The 15,545-nt window shown below is 61.5% G+C and carries 16 protein-coding genes and 1 pseudogene; 3 read left to right on the forward strand and 14 right to left on the reverse strand.

All coding sequences use genetic code 11. The annotated features are described in order from the left end of the window. Positions 1–159: 159 nt before the first annotated feature. The 10 genes and pseudogenes from VQ575_RS02045 to ubiE all read right to left on the reverse strand — a co-directional run bounded on the left by VQ575_RS02045 (position 160) and on the right by ubiE (position 8,210). Positions 160–2,076, reverse strand: a complete 1,917-nt coding sequence (locus VQ575_RS02045; RefSeq protein ID WP_198731608.1) for a methyl-accepting chemotaxis protein — start codon at positions 2,074–2,076, stop codon at positions 160–162. Positions 2,077–2,175: 99 nt separating this feature from the next. Continuing rightward, positions 2,176–2,883 carry a 16S rRNA (uracil(1498)-N(3))-methyltransferase gene (locus tag VQ575_RS02050; protein ID WP_039592404.1) on the reverse strand — a complete coding sequence of 236 codons (708 nt, stop codon included), beginning with the start codon at positions 2,881–2,883 and terminating at the stop codon, positions 2,176–2,178. After that, positions 2,880–3,677: a twin-arginine translocase subunit TatC gene (gene tatC, locus VQ575_RS02055; RefSeq protein ID WP_039592405.1), complete on the reverse strand. Its 798-nt coding sequence runs from the start codon at positions 3,675–3,677 to the stop codon at positions 2,880–2,882. The genes VQ575_RS02050 and tatC overlap by 4 nt, the downstream gene beginning before the upstream one ends. Further along, on the reverse strand, positions 3,674–4,087 hold the full coding sequence (gene tatB / locus VQ575_RS02060) for a Sec-independent protein translocase protein TatB (RefSeq protein ID WP_039592406.1): 414 nt from the start codon (positions 4,085–4,087) through the stop codon (positions 3,674–3,676). The genes tatC and tatB overlap by 4 nt, the downstream gene beginning before the upstream one ends. 10 nt (positions 4,088–4,097) lie before the next feature. After that, entirely contained in the window at positions 4,098–4,385 is a 288-nt protein-coding gene (locus VQ575_RS02065) for a twin-arginine translocase TatA/TatE family subunit (RefSeq protein WP_039592407.1), read from the reverse strand. A 24-nt stretch (positions 4,386–4,409) separates the two neighbouring features. Then, positions 4,410–4,742 (reverse strand): phosphoribosyl-ATP diphosphatase, encoded by a 333-nt coding sequence (locus VQ575_RS02070; protein WP_003186671.1) that lies wholly within the window; start codon positions 4,740–4,742, stop codon positions 4,410–4,412. Next, positions 4,735–5,133: a phosphoribosyl-AMP cyclohydrolase gene (gene hisI / locus VQ575_RS02075; protein ID WP_003196931.1), complete on the reverse strand. Its 399-nt coding sequence runs from the start codon at positions 5,131–5,133 to the stop codon at positions 4,735–4,737. Before hisI ends, VQ575_RS02070 begins: the two co-directional genes overlap by 8 nt. Positions 5,134–5,214: 81 nt before the next feature. After that, a complete protein-coding gene (ubiB, locus tag VQ575_RS02080; RefSeq protein ID WP_039592408.1) occupies positions 5,215–6,819 on the reverse strand; it encodes a ubiquinone biosynthesis regulatory protein kinase UbiB in 1,605 nt (534 codons plus the stop codon). Then, a pseudogene (locus VQ575_RS02085) lies at positions 6,816–7,440 on the reverse strand (ubiquinone biosynthesis accessory factor UbiJ). The gene ubiB and the pseudogene VQ575_RS02085 overlap by 4 nt, the downstream one beginning before the upstream one ends. Further along, the gene (gene ubiE / locus VQ575_RS02090; RefSeq protein WP_024779926.1) at positions 7,440–8,210 is read right to left on the reverse strand and encodes a bifunctional demethylmenaquinone methyltransferase/2-methoxy-6-polyprenyl-1,4-benzoquinol methylase UbiE; all 771 of its coding nucleotides are present in this window, start codon (positions 8,208–8,210) and stop codon (positions 7,440–7,442) included. The pseudogene VQ575_RS02085 and the gene ubiE overlap by 1 nt, the downstream one beginning before the upstream one ends. 154 nt (positions 8,211–8,364) lie before the next feature. Between ubiE and VQ575_RS02095 the strand changes: the two genes are divergently transcribed. The 3 genes from VQ575_RS02095 to VQ575_RS02105 all read left to right on the forward strand — a co-directional run bounded on the left by VQ575_RS02095 (position 8,365) and on the right by VQ575_RS02105 (position 10,168). After that, the gene (locus VQ575_RS02095) at positions 8,365–8,640 is read left to right on the forward strand and encodes a polyhydroxyalkanoic acid system family protein (RefSeq protein WP_039592409.1); all 276 of its coding nucleotides are present in this window, start codon (positions 8,365–8,367) and stop codon (positions 8,638–8,640) included. Between the two features lie 177 nt (positions 8,641–8,817). Then, positions 8,818–9,240, forward strand: a complete 423-nt coding sequence (locus VQ575_RS02100) for a phasin family protein (protein ID WP_039592410.1) — start codon at positions 8,818–8,820, stop codon at positions 9,238–9,240. A gap of 10 nt (positions 9,241–9,250) precedes the next feature. Continuing rightward, on the forward strand, positions 9,251–10,168 hold the full coding sequence (locus tag VQ575_RS02105) for a phasin family protein (protein ID WP_045154901.1): 918 nt from the start codon (positions 9,251–9,253) through the stop codon (positions 10,166–10,168). A gap of 90 nt (positions 10,169–10,258) precedes the next feature. Here VQ575_RS02105 and VQ575_RS02110 read toward each other — a convergent pair whose 3' ends face one another. The 4 genes from VQ575_RS02110 to phaC (VQ575_RS02125) form a co-directional block, all read right to left on the reverse strand. Next, the gene (locus VQ575_RS02110) at positions 10,259–10,879 is read right to left on the reverse strand and encodes a TetR/AcrR family transcriptional regulator (RefSeq protein WP_039592412.1); all 621 of its coding nucleotides are present in this window, start codon (positions 10,877–10,879) and stop codon (positions 10,259–10,261) included. A gap of 57 nt (positions 10,880–10,936) precedes the next feature. Next, the gene (gene phaC, locus VQ575_RS02115; RefSeq protein ID WP_325918989.1) at positions 10,937–12,619 is read right to left on the reverse strand and encodes a class II poly(R)-hydroxyalkanoic acid synthase; all 1,683 of its coding nucleotides are present in this window, start codon (positions 12,617–12,619) and stop codon (positions 10,937–10,939) included. Positions 12,620–12,730: 111 nt separating this feature from the next. After that, a complete protein-coding gene (gene phaZ, locus VQ575_RS02120) occupies positions 12,731–13,588 on the reverse strand; it encodes a poly(3-hydroxyalkanoate) depolymerase (RefSeq protein WP_039592414.1) in 858 nt (285 codons plus the stop codon). Positions 13,589–13,781: 193 nt separating this feature from the next. Next, the gene (phaC, locus tag VQ575_RS02125; RefSeq protein WP_039592415.1) at positions 13,782–15,461 is read right to left on the reverse strand and encodes a class II poly(R)-hydroxyalkanoic acid synthase; all 1,680 of its coding nucleotides are present in this window, start codon (positions 15,459–15,461) and stop codon (positions 13,782–13,784) included. Positions 15,462–15,545: the final 84 nt, after the last annotated feature.

Here is a 15,545-nt window from a genome sequence, read left to right on the forward strand (position 1 = left end):
CTTGGGATGACGGACTGTGGGAGCGGGGGATTTTTGTGTGTATATCCGTTATTTAGGTAACGGCTAAGTCGCCGTGACCTAAATAACGGATATACACACAAGGGCGGCTGCGCCACCCAGCGGGAGCAAGCTCCCTCGCCACGGTTTTGCGTAGGCCTGCTAGACCCTGAACCGCCCCACCAACGTCTGCAAATGAACCCCCAACCGCGCCAACTCCGCGCTGGAAGCCGCAGTCTCTTCACTGGACGACGCCGTCTGCTCCGACACATCACGCACGTTCAGCACACTGCGATTGATCTCCTCGGCCACCGCACTCTGCTGCTCGGCCGCCGCGGCGATCTGCTGGTTCATCGACTGGATCGCTGAGACCGTGCGCGTGATGTTCTCCAGCGAGCCTCCCGCACGGCGGGTCAGTTCAACGCTGCTGTCGGTCAGGCTGCGGCTGTTGTCCATGATCGTCGCAACCTGTTCAGTACCGTTTTGCAGGCCAACGATCAGTTCTTCGATCTCCTCGGTGGACTTCTGGGTGCGTTGGGCCAGGCTGCGGACTTCATCGGCCACCACCGCGAAACCACGTCCGGCTTCACCGGCACGGGCTGCTTCGATGGCGGCGTTGAGGGCCAGCAGGTTGGTTTGCTGGGCCACGGACTTGATCACGTCCAGGACGCTGCCGATCTTGTCGCTTTCACGCTTCAGATCGCCCATGGCGGCGGTAGAGTTGCCCACTTCCAGCGCCAGGCGCTCGATCTGGGCGATGGCTTCGCCGACGACCTTGTCGCCTTCGCGGGCCTGTTGGTCTGCGGCGACGGCGGCCTCGGAAGCTTCCTCGGCGTTGCGTGCCACTTCCTGCACCGTAGCGGTCATTTCGTGCATGGCCGTGGCGACCTGATCGGTTTCCACTTTTTGGCTGTTGACCCCGGCGCTGGTCTGCTCGGTCACGGCTGAGAGTTGTTCGGCGGCACTGGCGATCTGGGTGACACCTTCACCGATACCACCGATCAACTGCCGCAAGCCCACCGTCATGCGTTGCATGGCGCGTTGCAGTTGGCCGAGTTCGTCGCGGCGTTCGGAGGTGAGATTGTGGGTCAGGTCGCCGGCGGCGACGCGTTCTGCCACTTTCAGAGTTTCATCCAGCGGGCCGACGATCTGCCGGGTAATCAGCAGCGCGGCAAAAACGCCAAACAGCAGTGCCAGGGCGGCGGCTGCGATCAGGACGGTCTTGGCCTGGGCGGTGTCGTGGTCGCGCACGGCGGTCTGGGACACGGTGAGTTTCTGGCTGGAATCGATCAATACCTGGCCTTGCTCACTCATGCGCTGCAACGCGGCGCCGTTATCGAGTTGGGAGTCGCGGAACTGGCTGACCGCCGCCCGATAGATGTTCATCGAGTCGCTGGCCTGCTGGAGTTTGTCGGCGTGCTCCTCGGGCAACTGCGCCGGCAAGCGTGCCAGCAGTTTCAAGACATCGGTGATTGCATCGATGGCCGGCTGTTGGGCCTCGCTCTTGCCGCTGTAGGTGTAGCCGCGAACTTGATAGCGTGCCTGCTGGATCGCCCTGCTCAGGGTCACTATGTTGTTGAACTGGGTGATGTCGCCGCCTTGCAGCAGCGCTTTTTCCACTTCGGCGACGCGGGCCACGGTGTTGTCGGCACTGGCGCCCAGCTTGCTGCGGGCATCTTCGCGGCTGACGGTGGCGCTGGTCATCTGGGCGAAGGCGCTTTTGTATTCGGCGACGGCGGCCAGTTGCTGGTCGATCAACGCAACGTCGGCTGGCTGTTCAATCAGCTCGCGAGCGGTCTTGAGCCCTGCTTCGAGTTTGCCGAGCAGGTCGTTGACCTGTTGCGGCCCTTTCTCGCCCCGGGTGGTGTTGTAGTCGATGCTTGCCAGGTTCAAGTCCTTGCTCAGGTCGTTGAGACTGGCAATGAACCCCAGCTTGTCGCCCCGGCTGATGACATTGCCCAGGCCGGACCAACCGGTGAACGCAATCATCAAGGTAAGGAACAGCACCAGGCCGAAGCCTGCACCGAGTTTGCGGTTAACGCTTACATTTCCCAGACCTTGGGCAAGCCACCGGAACATGCTGATACTCCCTTGGAGCGCTGATTTTGGTTTTATAGGGACTGTATCGGCGGCTTTGGTGGGATCTGTAGGAACTGCTGGAGATTTCGTCGCGAGGGGTCAGAACAGCCGTGCAAGCAGCGCCGTAACCGCGGTTTCCACCCGCAGGATCCGCTCGCCAAGCTGCACCGGTTGCAGGCCGGCCTTGGCCAGCAGGTCGATCTCGTAGGGGATCCAGCCGCCTTCGGGGCCGATTGCCAGGGTTACGGGTTCCGTCAGGGCCCGGGGGCAGGGCGGGTGGTTGCCCGGGTGGCCGACCAGCCCGAGGGTGCCGTCCACGATAGCCGGCAGACGGTCTTCGACGAAGGGTTTGAAGCGTTTTTCGATGACGATTTCCGGCAGCACGCTGTCCCGGGCCTGCTCCAGGCCAAGGATCAACTGCTCTCGAATCGCCTCGGGCTCCAGGAACGGCGTCTGCCAGAAGCTCTTTTCCACGCGATAGCTATTGACCAGCACCACGCGCGGCACGCCCATGGTCGCCACGGTCTGGAACACTCGCCTGAGCATTTTAGGACGCGGCAGGGCGAGCACCAGGGTCAACGGCAGCTTGGCCGGTGGCGGCTGGTCGAGGGTCACTTGCAGTTCGGCCTCGCGAGGATCCAGGCGCAGCACCTGGGCCGAGCCCATCAACCCGCCGATGCGCCCGACCCGCAGGCTGTCGCCGACGGCGCTGCGGTGGACTTCCTGCATATGGGTCAAGCGGCGATCGCTCAGGACGACGCGGTCAGGCCCGATGAAGTCGGCCTCTTCGAGCAGCAGCAGGTTCACGCTTGGGTCGCTGGTGGCTGGTCGTTGTGGTCATCGACCGGCTGGTCCGCGGGCTCTTCTTCCCGGCGCTTGCGCACCAGGCCACCGAACAGGATGCCGACTTCGAACAGCAGCCACATCGGCACGGCCAGCAACGTCTGGGAGAAAATGTCCGGCGGGGTCAGGATCATGCCGACCACGAAGCAACCGATGATCACGTACGGGCGGATCTTCTTCAGATAGGCGACGTCGACCACGCCGATCCACACGAGCAACACCACCGCCACCGGGATTTCGAACGCCACGCCGAAGGCGAAGAACAGCGTCATGACGAAATCCAGATAGCTGGTGATGTCGGTCATCATCTCCACGCCCGCCGGAGTGGCGGCGGCGAAGAATTTGAAGATCAGCGGAAATACCAGGAAATACGCGAAGGCCATGCCGGTGTAGAACAGCATGATGCTCGACACCAGCAGCGGCACGGCGATGCGTTTTTCGTGCTTGTACAGGCCCGGTGCAATGAAGCCCCAGATCTGGTGCAGGATCACCGGGATCGCCAGGAACAGCGAGACCATCATCGTCAGTTTCAGTGGCGTCAGGAACGGCGACGACACGTCGGTGGCGATCATCGTCGCGCCCACCGGCAGGTACTCGCGCAGCGGCGTGGAGACGAAGGTGTAGATCTGCTGGGTGAACGAGAACAGCCCGGCGAAGATAATGAAAACCGCCGCGACGCAACGCAGCAGACGGGTGCGCAACTCGGTGAGGTGCGATACCAGCGGCATCGGCTGGTCGTTTTCAGGGATATCGCTCATGGGGCTCGCGGCGGCAAAGTGGGATCGTTGGGAGTTGGTGTCGTCGCAGGCGCCGGATCGACCGGTTTCGCCGGTTCAGCCACTGTTGGCGCAGCTTCGACGGCCGGTGCCTGGGGTGCGATCGTCGGCTCGGCCACTGGCTGCACCGGCGTCGGCTCATGCTGGGTCGGTGTGAAGATTTTCCGAGCTTCCTGTTCCAGCGACAGGATGTGTTCGTTGTGCAGCTGCCGACGGATGTCGTCGGCGCCGATTTCACGTTCAACTTCCTGTTTGATCGCATTGAAGCTGCGCTTCAGGCGGCCGATCCACAGGCCGGCGGTACGCGCAGCGCCCGGCAGGCGCTCAGGGCCCAGCACCAGCAGGGCGACGAGGCCGACGAGCAGCAGTTCAGTGAAGCTGATCCCAAACATTAGTCAGTGCTCACGAGTCTTTGCGGGTTGGCTCTTCGACTTTCTGGGCCTGCACGTCGATGGTATTCGGCGCGTTCACAGGCTGTGTGGCCTGCGGATGTACCGGTTGGGCCGGCTGCACGGGTTGAGCCTGGTTGGTCGTCGGTTCGGCCGGTTTCTCATCATCGTTCATGGCCTTGCGGAAGCCCTTGATCGACTCACCGACATCGGTGCCGAGGTTCTTCAGTTTCTTGGTACCGAACACCAGCACCACGACCACCAGAATGACGACCCAGTGTTTCCAGTCAAAGATACCCATGTGGCTATTCCTCTAAGAAGTTGATCAGGCGGACGGGCGCGAGGCTTTCTCAACGTGCCCGGACAGACCGAAGCGACGGTCCAGTTCATCCAGTACGGCCTGCGGATGCTGTCCCAGTTGGGCCAGCATCACCAGGCTGTGAAACCACAGGTCGGCGGTCTCGTAGATCACGTCGCTGCAGTCGCCGCTGATGGCGGCGTCCTTGGCGGCGATGATGGTCTCGACCGACTCTTCGCCGACTTTCTCCAGAATCTTGTTCAAGCCCTTGTGGTACAGGCTGGCGACATAGGAACTGTCGGCCGCGGCGCCCTTGCGCTCTTCCAGCACCTGGGCCAGGCGGGTCAGGGTGTCACTCATGGGTATGTCCTGAATAAATGGCATGCGGGTCCTTGAGCACCGGGTCGACGGTTTTCCAGTCGCCGTTCTCGAAGACACGATAAAAGCAGCTTTGACGGCCGGTGTGGCAGGCAATCTCGCCGACCTGCTCGACCATCAGGATGATGACGTCGCCGTCGCAGTCCAGGCGCATCTCATGCAGGTGCTGCACATGCCCGGACTCTTCACCTTTGCGCCACAGCTTGCCACGGGAACGTGACCAATAGATGGCGCGATTCTCGGCGGCGGTCAGGGCCAACGCTTCGCGGTTCATCCAGGCCATCATCAGCACGCGCCCGGTCTTGTGATCCTGGGCGATGGCCGGCACCAGGCCGTCGGCGTCCCATTTGATCTCGTCCTGCCAGTTTTTCATCTTCGACTCCGACCATGGGCCGCGCGCTTCGAATCGGCGGGCCCAGCGTTGAAACAGTGTGCCAGTGAGAACCGGTGCTGGCTATCGGCGAACGACCAGATACAAACCAACGACCACCATGACACCGGCGGGCCAATGGCCCAGTTGGCTCAACGGCCCACCGGCGGCCAGCACCGCGCCGCCGCCCAGGTGGGCCGCGCCGAGCAGGCGCAGGAACCAGTCGTCCCGACGACGTTTCCACGGCGGGGCAGGGTCGTTGGCGTGGGGTTGGGACATGCGTTCGAGCAGATCGCGGGTCATGTTGGCCAGGTGCGGGATTTGTTCGAACTGGCTCTGGACGTTGCCCAGCAAGGCTTTCGGGCTCATCCGCTCGCGCATCCAGCGTTCGAGGAAGGGCTGGGCGGTGTTCCACAAATCCAGGTCCGGGTACAGCTGGCGGCCGAGGCCTTCGATGTTCAACAAGGTCTTTTGCAGCAGCACCAGCTGCGGCTGGACCTCCATGTTGAAGCGGCGCGCGGTCTGGAACAGGCGCATCAGCACCTGGCCGAAGGAAATATCCTTTAACGGTTTTTCGAAGATCGGTTCGCACACGGTGCGGATCGCTGCTTCGAATTCGTTGAGCTTGGTTTCGGCCGGCACCCAACCCGAATCAATGTGCAGTTGGGCGACGCGACGGTAATCACGCTTGAAGAAAGCGAACAGGTTGCGCGCCAGGTAGTCCTGGTCCTCGGGAGTGAGGCTGCCGACGATGCCGCAATCGATGGCAATGTATTGCGGGCTCCACGGCTGCACCGTGCTGACGAAAATGTTGCCCGGGTGCATGTCGGCGTGGAAGAAACTGTCGCGAAACACCTGGGTGAAAAAGATCTCCACGCCGCGCTCGGCCAGCAGTTTCATGTCGGTACGCTGGTCGGCGAGGGTGGCCAGGTCGGTGACCTGGATGCCATAGATGCGCTCCATCACCAGGACTTTCGGCCGGCACCAGTCCCAATAGACTTGTGGCACATAGAGCAGTGGCGAACCTTCGAAGTTGCGGCGCAGCTGGCTGGCGTTGGCTGCCTCGCGCAGCAGGTCGAGTTCATCGAAGATGGTTTTCTCGTAGTCCTGGACCACGTCCACCGGGTGCAGCAGGCGCGCGTCGGCGGACACCCGCTCGGCGGCGCGGGCAAGGATGAACAGCCAGGCCAGGTCCTGGGCGATGATCGGCTTGAGGCCGGGGCGAATCACCTTGACCACCACTTCTTCGCCCGTCTTGAGCTGGGCCGCGTGGACTTGGGCGACTGACGCCGAAGCCAGGGGCTCGACATCGAAACGGCTGAAGACTTCGCTGATCTTCTTGCCCAGTTGCTCTTCGATCAATGCCACCGACACTTTCGAGTCGAAGGGCGGCACGCGGTCTTGCAGCAACATCAATTGATCGGCGATGTCTTCGGGCAACAAGTCGCGACGGGTCGAGAGGATCTGCCCGAACTTGATGAAGATCGGCCCGAGGTCCTGCAAGGCCAGGCGCAGGCGTGCGCCGCGACTCAGGTCCAGGGTTCGCCGGGGAAACCAGCGCCACGGCAACACGAAGCGCAGCGCCAGGAGAAACCAGGGCAGCGGCAAGGCGAACAGCAGGTCATCGAGGCGGTAGCGGATCACGACGCGCTGGATGCGCAACAGACGGCGGACGGCAAGCAGCTTCATGCGTTATCGCTTGGTTTCAAGGGATCGGGAAAGGCGCTCGAAACGCGCCTCGAGACGTTCCAGGTCAAGCTTGACCTGGTCCAGTTCATCAAAACGGGCCTGTGCCTCGCGTTGGCCCACGAGGGTACGCGATTCTTCGGCCAGGTATTCACTCAGATTCTGCCCCAGGCTCGCGAAGCCCTGGCGATACCAGCGGCTGCGGCTGCGCAGGTGACCGCTGAGCAATTGCGTCGCCACCGGACCGATCCAGCGGGACACTTCGTATTCCCAGTCCAGCTCCAGGTCCTGGAGGATCGCCGCCAGTTCCAGCAGCACGCCGCTGTCGCCGTCAAGCTCGACGTCCGGTCCGTGCAGCACGGCGGTCTTGTTCTTGCTCAGCGCCAGTTCCAGCAGGCTCGACGCCGGGGCACGCAGCGTGCAATCGGCTTCGGCTTCCCAGTGTGCGGCGAGCATCAGGCCTTCATCGCTGGGCAGGATGAAGAGCTGCAACGCGGGGCTGCGGCAGTCGACGGCGATCACCTTGCCACTCAAGTGCGCCAGGCGCATCGGCGCCGTACTGTCCAGGCGCAAGACCCGGTTGATACCGAGTTCGACGCTGGCGAGCAGGCCGGTGAGCAGCATCAGGGCTTGATACCGCGGTGCAGGGCGACGATGCCTGACGTCATGTTGTGGTAGGTCACCCGGTCGAAACCGGCCTCGACCATCATCGACTTCAGTGTCTCCTGGTCCGGATGCATGCGGATCGATTCGGCCAGGTAGCGATAACTTTCCGCATCGTTGGTGATCAGCTTGCCCATCAGCGGCATGAACGCGAACGAATAGGCGTCATAGGCCTTGGACATCAGCGCGTTGGTCGGCTTGGAGAATTCCAGCACGAGCAGCCGGCCACCGGGCTTGAGTACGCGCAGCATCGAGCGCAGGGCGTCTTCCTTGTGGGTGACGTTGCGCAGGCCGAAGGCGATGGTCACGCAGTCGAAGTGGTTATCGGGGAACGGAAGCTTTTCGGCATCGGCCTGGACGAACTCGACGTTGCCCGCCACGCCCAGGTCCAAGAGGCGGTCACGGCCGACCTTGAGCATCGATTCGTTGATGTCGGCGAGCACCACGTGGCCGGTCGGGCCGACAATGTGGGAGAACTTCTTGGTCAGGTCGCCCGTGCCGCCAGCAATGTCCAGTACACGATTGCCGCTACGCACGCCTGACAGCTCGATCGCGAAACGCTTCCAGAGGCGATGCATGCCGCCCGATAGCAAGTCGTTCATCAAGTCGTACTTGGCGGCCACCGAGTGGAAAACCTCAGCGACTTTTTCCGCCTTCTGGCTTTCCGGCACGTTCTTGAAGCCGAAGTGAGTGGTGGGTTCGGCATCGCTGCCTTTGCGCTGATCAGTCATATCGCTGTCACCAAAAAAGAATGCGGGACATTCTAATCCCGGTGGAGGGCTTTGTCTTGGCAAGGCTGCAGGTAAGATGAGCGATCGCCCGGACGTTTTGACGCAGGCAGGGTCCGAACGTTCAGGCAAGTCTCGATCTAGCAGGAGTTATCAGATGGCCCGTATTACTGTTGAACGTGCCCATGGCTTGGGCAAGGAAGCAGCCCGCGAAAAGGCTGACAAGTTGGCCGCAAAGTTGTCCAGCAGTTATGGCCTGGAGCCTACCTGGGAAGGCGACACGCTCAAGCTCAAGCGCTCCGGGGTCAAGGGCGAGGTGCACGTGGGCGAGGATTCGATTCGCGTCGACGTGGAACTGGGCATGTTGATGTCGGCCATGAGCGGCACGATCAAGACTGAAATCGAGAAGGCGCTGGATAAGGCGTTGGCTTGATTGATTGAAAGGGTGCAGCACTCAAGTTGAGCAACAATTCCCTGTGGGAGCGAGATCATCTCCCTCGGGTTTTGTGTCAGTTGTTAGGGTGCCCTTTCTAATTATTCTCACTACTTTGTGCCTGAGCCCGTCCGTGTGCGGGCAGTTCCTCAAACCTTTTTTCGAGTGAGGTGCACCATGGCCAAAGTTATCCTGAAGAAAAAAACCGACGTTGAATCTTCCACGCTGAGCGACGTGAAAACGTACGCGCGCAAGATCTGGCTGGCGGGCCTGGGCGCCTACACCAAGGTTGGCCAGGAGGGCAGCGAGTACTTCCAGGAACTCGTAAAGGCCGGCGAAGTTATTGAAACAAAAGGCAAAAAGAAGATCGCCGGAAAACTTGAAGCGGCCAATAGCGAACTGATCGAAGCCAAGACCGACGTCAATACCTTCAAGGCCAGGGTCGAAGTTCAACTCGATAAAGTCGAGAAGGTATTCGACGCGCGTGTTGCAAGCGCCTTGAATCGTATCGGCATTCCGTCTAAACATGACGTTGAGACACTCTCTGCTAAGCTCGATGAGCTGACGGCATTGCTCGAACGTGTCGCGCGTAAACATTAAGGAGAACGGGATGGCTGGCAAAAAAATCACCGAAAAAGAAGGCAGCTCGTGGGCCGGGAAGATTGAAAAGTACTCCCGCAAAATCTGGCTGGCTGGTTTAGGCGTGTACTCGAAGATCGACACTGACGGCAGCAAACTCTTCGAGTCCCTGGTTAAGGACGGCGAGAAAGCCGAGAAGCTCACCAAGACGGCGGTCGGCAAACAAGTCGACGCAGCCAAGGACTCCGCCGAGTCCGCCAAGTCGCGCATGGGCGGTGTGAAAGATCGCGCACTGGGCAAATGGGACGAGCTGGAAGGGGCTTTCGACAAGCGCCTCAACAGTGCGATTTCCCGTCTGGGCGTGCCTAGTCGCAATGAAGTCAAGGAACTGCACAACAAGGTCGACACCCTGACCAAGCAGATCGAGAAACTCACCGGGGCCAAGGTTACGCCGGTCGCGACCAAAGCAGCCACAACCAAGGCAGCCACAACCAAGACGGCGGCGGCCAAGCCTGCGCCGAAGACGGCAGCCAAGCCACTGGTCAAGGCTGCGGCCAAACCAGCGGCAAAAGCAGTGGCCAAGCCTGCCGCCAAAACCGCAGCGGCGAAACCCGCTGCGAAGGCAGCCGCCAAACCGGTAGCGGCAAAAGCAGCAGCCAAACCTGCCGCTAAACCTGCGGCCAAAACCGCGGCAGCCAAACCGGCCACCGCGAAACCCGCAGCCAAGCCAGCGGCAAAACCTGCTGCAAAAGCCGCAGCAAAACCCGCTGCGGCGAAGAAGCCTGCCGTGAAAAAACCGGCCGCACCCAAAGCAGCCGCACCGAAGGCGCCAGCCGCAGTCGCCAAGCCGGCAACCTCGGCGAGCACGACTAACTCCGCCGCGGCTCCGGCTCCGGTTGCCACCCCAGCAACCGCGCCGATTCCATCGACGCCTCCTACTCAGTCCTGATCTCCAGCGCTGACAGAAACGCCCGGCCTGCATAGGTCGGGCGATTTTATTTGTGCGATAGATTCCGAGCGGTGGGAGCACTGCCGTTCGTTAGTCGTGCTCTTCCAGATACCGCAACGCCATTCGCTCGGTCGCAACCTTGATCGCCGGTGGCAGGTGTGGCGCCACCAGCATCATGATCTGATAGACCACCAGGCGAACTTCGCCTTCGCGATCCAGGATTCGCTGGTAGTCCAGCGAGAACAATAGGGTCATGGTGATCTGTTCCACCAACTGCCCCAGCGCCTGGGTGTCGCTGACCAGCAGCCCCTGGGCCTTGAGTTGCGCCAGCAACGAGGCCAGGGTGCGTTTCAGCGCGTTGAGCAATTGGCGAATACCCTTGGCCAGCTTCGGCAGGCGCCCGGCCAGGTTCGACAGGTCCTGGAAGAGGAATCGGTACTGGGCCAGGCGTTCGACGATCAGGTGCAGGAACAGCCAGTAGTCCTCCGGCGCCAGCTGCGCATCGGCGGGTGGGTCCAGCAGTGGCGCCAGCTCGGCCTGGAATCGCTCGAACAATCCGAGTATCAACGGTTCCTTGCCATGGAAGTGGTAGTAGAGGTTGCCGGGGCTGATGCCCATTTCGTTGGCAACTTCCATGGTGGAAACGTTCGGCTCGCCCTTTTCGTTGAACAACTGCAGGGCACATTCAAGGATACGGTCGCGGGTCTTCATCCGGTCTTCTTAATGGTGGAGTCGTGCCACGGCCCACATACGACCGTGGTGAGGCGTTCAGCGCACTCGAACATAGTTCCCAGGCGCGGCTTCCAGGGGCGGGTATTTGCTGTTGCCCAGCGCCATGACCGTTTCGCGCTGGGCACCGGAGCGTTCCTGGATCCAGCCCAGCCATTGGGTCCACCAGCTGCCCTCGACGTGCTTGGCGTCGTAGTACCAGGCCCTGGGGTCGCTGCTCAGTTTCGGGTTCTCGATGTAGTTGGCCTTGGGGTTGCCGGGGGGATTGAGAATGCTCTGGACATGGCCGCTGTTGGACAAGACGAAGCGTCGATCACCGCCCAGCAGCAAGGTCGATCGATAGACCGCGTCCCAGGGCGTGATGTGGTCGTTGATGCCGGCCACGCTGAAGCTGTCCACCGTGACTTTTTGCAAGTCGATTGGCGTGCCGCACACTTCCAGCGCGCCTGGGCGGGTCAGCGGGTTGTGCTTGAAAAAGTCCAGCAGGTCGCCGTGGTAGGCGGCCGGAAGCCGGGTGCAGTCGTTATTCCAGTAGAGGATGTCGAACGCCGGTGGCTCCTTGCCCAGCAGGTAGTTGTTGACGAAGTAGGTCCAGATCAGGTCGTTGGGACGCATCCAGGCGAATACGCGCGCCATGTCGCGGCCGTCGAGGATGCCTCTCTGGTAGGAGCGCCGCTTGGCAGCCTCGAGGGTCTGTTCGTCGATCAGTAGCGTGGCCGGGCTTTCGATCTCGCTGTCCAGCAGGCTCACCATATACGTTGCGCTGGCGACGCGGCGCAGTTGGCGCTTGGCCTGCAGGTGGCCTTGCAGGGCGGCGATGGTCATGCCGCCGGCGCAGGCGCCCATCAGGTTGACTTCGCGCGCGCCAGTGATTGCCCGGCACACGTTCATGGCTTCTTCCGTTGCCTCGACATAGCTGGACAGGCCCCATTCACGATGGCGAACGTCGGGGTTGCGCCAACTGATGATGAAGACCTGCAAGCCGTTCTTCAGGGCATATTGGACGAAGCTGTTGGAAGGGCTGAGGTCGAAGATGTAGAACTTGTTGATCTGCGGCGGCACGATCAGCAACGGCGTGGCGTACTGTTTTTCGCTCATTGGCTTGTACTGGATCAGTTCCAGCATCTCGTTGCGAAACACCACCGCACCGGGCGTGGTTGCCAGTGTCTTGCCGACTTCGAAGGCCTGGGGCGTGACTTGTCGCGGCAGTCCGTCGTTGTGCAGCAGGTCGTCCACCAAGTGGCTGATGCCTCGGATCAGGCTGGTGCCGCCGGAGTTGAACAGTTCCTTGATTGCCAACGGGTTGAGCAAGGTGTTCGAGGGCGACACCGCGTCGTTGAGCAAGGAAAAAGTGAAATGGGCGCGGGCGCGATCATCCGGGGTCATGTCGCTTTCATCGATCCAGCTCTTGACCTGTTTTTGCCAGCTCAGGTAGGCCTGCAAGCTACGGCGATAGAACGGGTTGAGCTGCCACGTGGGGTCGGCGAAGCGCTTGTCGTTGGGGTTGGTGGGGTGCAGCGTTTCCCCCAGCAGCACACGCCCCAATTGACTGCCCAGGCGCAACGCATGCCGGGCGCTGTGCACCGGGTTGCGCAAGCCATGGGCGGCGACATTGCGCAAAGTCGATAGCAGGTCCCTGCCACGCAGACCGGTGACCGCGCTTTGTGCATTGATGAAACTGGCAGGGGCGGGCATGGAATCCTTCGCCGGTTTGTCGCGCATGAGTCAACTCCTTCGTCATCAGGCTAAAAACAAACACACCGAACCAGACAACATAGTCGCTGTTTCGGGTAGTTGCGTGATCCGGCGTCCTGCCAGGCGCAATTGGCGGTGTCAGCCGCCACCCAGCGGCGCGGGATGCGGGTGCATGACCGCGCGCTGACGTTCTTCCTCCAGGAATTTCATGATGATCGGTGCCACGGCCTCGGCCCGGGTGATCAGGAACAGATGACCGTCATCGATGATGTGCAACTGCGAGTTGGGGATGCGCCAGGCCAGCATGCGCATGTTGATCAAGGGAATGAGCGGGTCGTCGTCGCCGGCCAGAATCAGGGTCGGCTGGTGGATCTTGTGCAGCCAATGGATGCTGGTCCAGCCAAGTCCCGCGAAGAGTTGCCAGTAATAACCGAGCTTGCCAGCCGAACGCACCTTGGCCGCGTGACGGGCTGCCAGGCTAGGGTCGCGGCGGAAGGAGCCGCCATAGATCAGCGGCGCGATGCGCATCACATGGGATGGCTGCACGTAGCGCCGGGGGCTGGCCATCATCCACAACACCTTCGGCTTGCCAGGGACCATCACCGCGCCGGCGGCCGTCGCGGCGAGCACCAGCTTCTTGCAGCGCTCGGGATAGTCATGGGCGAACTGCTGCGCCAGGGCGCCGCCCCAGGACACGCCGATCACGTTGACCTGCCCATAGTCCAGGTAATCGAGCATCCGCGCGGTGAGCTTGGCCAAGCCAGGAAAGCGATACGGTCGGCTCGGTGTCGACGAACCGCCGACGCCGGGCACATCGAAGGCGATCACTTCCAGGTCCGGGTCCAGGGCCTCGATGAACGGGAAGACCAACTCCAGGTTGGCGCCGATGCCATTGAAGATCAGCAGCGGCGTCAAATGGGGCTTGCCGGGGCGTACCGCGGTGCGCAAGGTCTGGCCATCCAGGTCGACGGTACGGAAGATGTACGGTTGCGGCATGCTTCAAGCCCTGTGGGTTGGGTCGCTGTCTTTCATTTTTCCCCGATCCTCGTGGGACCAAGCTCGCTGCCACATTGGATCCGCTGTGAACATGAGTTTGATGTTCGCCAACGCTGTGGGCCTTGCACTCAGTGTCGGCTGGCGGGATGTATTCGTGAGCAAGCTCACCCCCGCAGCAGACGAGTTGCATCCGTTACCGCTCATGCACATAAGTGCCCGGCGCCGCTTCACCGGCCACGTAGGTCTTGTTGCCCAGCACCGTCGGCGCCTTTTTCAGCTTGCCCGAGCGCTCGGCCTGCCAGGCCTGCCAGTGCAGCCACCAGGAGTCGGTGTGCTTGGTGGAGTTCTCCATCCAGTCTTCGGCCTTGGCCGGCATGTCCTCGCTGGTCATGTAGCGCGACTTGGGGTTGCCCGGCGGGTTGAGGATGCTCTGGATGTGGCCGCTGCTCGACAACACGAAATCAACCTTGCCGCCGAACAACTGCGCCGACTTGTAGCAAGACTTCCACGGCGTGATGTGGTCGTTGGTGCCGGCCAGGGAAAAGATGTCGGCAGTGACCTGCTTGAGGTCGATCGGCGTGCCGCACACTTCCAGTGCATTGGGGCGTGTCAGCGGGTTGTTCTTGAACATCTCGATGAGGTCGCCATGGAACGCCGCCGGCAGCCGCGTGGTGTCGTTGTTCCAGAACAGGATGTCGAACACCGGTGGCTCGTTGCCCAGCAGGTAATTGTTGACCCAGTAATTCCAGATCAGGTCATTGGGGCGCATCCAGGCGAAGACCTTGGCCATGTCGCGGCCTTCCAGCACGCCGGCCTGGTAGGAATGGCGCTTGGCCGCTTCCAGGGTCTGCTCGTCGACGAACAGGGCCACGTCGGTGTCCAGGGTGGTGTCCAGCACGCTCACCAGCAAGGTCAGGGCATTGACCTTCTTTTCCCCCAGCGCAGCGTAATGGCCGAGCAACGCGGTGCAGGTGATGCCGCCCGAGCAGGCGCCCAGCATGTTGACGTCCTTGCTGCCGGTGATGGCCGTGACCACGTCCACCGCTTCCTTGAGCGCTTCGATGTAAGTCGACAGGCCCCACTCGCGCTGCGCCTTGGTGGGGTTGCGCCAACTGACGATGAACGTTTGCACGTTGCTGCGCAGGCAGAAGCGCGCCAGGCTCTTGTCCGGGCTCAGGTCAAACACATAGAACTTATTGATTTGCGGCGGCACCACCAGCAGCGGTCGCTCATGGACCTGCTCGGTGATGGGGCGATACTGGATCAATTCCAGCACGTCATTGCGAAAGACCACGGCGCCTTCCGTCACGCCCAGGCTCTTGCCGACTTCGAACGCACCCATGTCTACCTGGCTCGGCATCCCGCCGTTGTTCACCAAGTCTTTTGCCAGGTGCGACAAACCGTCGAGCAGGCTCTTGCCGCCGGTTTCGAAGAAACGTTTGACCGCTGCCGGGTTGGCCGCCGAATTCGTCGGGGCCATGGCCTCGGTCATCAAGTTGATGACGAAGTGCCCGCGACTGATGTCCTGGGGCGAGAGGCTGCTGTCATCGATCCATTCGTGCAGCTCCTTGCGCCACGCCAGGTAGGTTTGCAGGTAACGTTTGTAGAGTGGGTTCTGGCTCCAGGCCGGGTCGGCGAAGCGACGATCATCGCTGGCGGGCTGCAACTCGGACTTGCCGAACAAAACTTTCCTCAGCTCAGCGCCGAAGTGGGCCACGTGCTTGACGCTGTGCAGCGGTTGTCTGATGGTCTGGGTCAGCACCATCCGGGCAGAGGCCAGCAGGTCTTTCCTGCGCAAGCCGACGACGGGATTCAAGCCAAGGGTGTTTTCCGAGGCTTGGTACTTCAACTCATCGTTGTTCTTGTTGCTCATCTACGACGCTCCATTGTCCTTCAGACGAGTACCGGGATCGTGCCGTGAAGCCGCAAGGCCAATACCAGGTACGCTGCTCGGGGT

It is taken from the genome of Pseudomonas frederiksbergensis (genome assembly GCF_035751725.1).
Taxonomy (GTDB): domain Bacteria; phylum Pseudomonadota; class Gammaproteobacteria; order Pseudomonadales; family Pseudomonadaceae; genus Aquipseudomonas; species Aquipseudomonas frederiksbergensis_A.